Genomic DNA, 518 nt, shown 5'->3' on the forward strand with positions numbered 1-518 from the left:
CCAAGGAATGGGGGTACGACGAAGAGTTCGTGACTGCCGCGTTGTCGATTTTTCAGGAGAAATTACACGAACTCGCCCTGCAGGAGCTTACAGAAGGATTGCGCAAGTTCACCCTGGAGAGCAAAGACTGCAATCACAAGAAGGTACGCGAGAAAGTTATCGCTCTGCTTCAGGAGATAGCTTTGGCGGATGGCCAGTTCCATGAAATGGAGAAATTGGTCGTCCAGCATGTAGCCGACTGCCTTCCCAAAGACCCTTGGTTTCGACTTCCTAAGTTTCGAAATAGAGTTGTCGCTGCCATTAAGGGTGAAGCTAACAATACCTGAAAACCCCTCCACTTCCAGCCAGCACCCTCCACCGCCCGCCAGAGCCCTCCAGCAGCCCTACGCTGACGCTCGACCGGCCCCAGCAACCGCCCCAGGTTCGTCAGTCGGTCGACTAAGCCGAAGATCGGAAACGAGAAGCTAGGTTTCCTACCGCCCCAGCCAGTACTTTCCAGACATAGACGTAAGAGCGAC

1 protein-coding gene is annotated in these 518 nt (G+C 54.2%); it reads left to right on the top strand.

The features are described from left to right. On the top strand, window positions 1–326 hold a 326-nt coding region (locus tag AN476_RS22320), incomplete at its 5' end, for a TerB family tellurite resistance protein (protein WP_157063867.1). Window positions 327–518 lie beyond the last annotated feature (192 nt).

It is taken from the genome of Phaeobacter sp. 11ANDIMAR09 (assembly GCF_001294455.1).
In the GTDB taxonomy this organism is placed as follows: domain Bacteria; phylum Pseudomonadota; class Alphaproteobacteria; order Rhodobacterales; family Rhodobacteraceae; genus Pseudophaeobacter.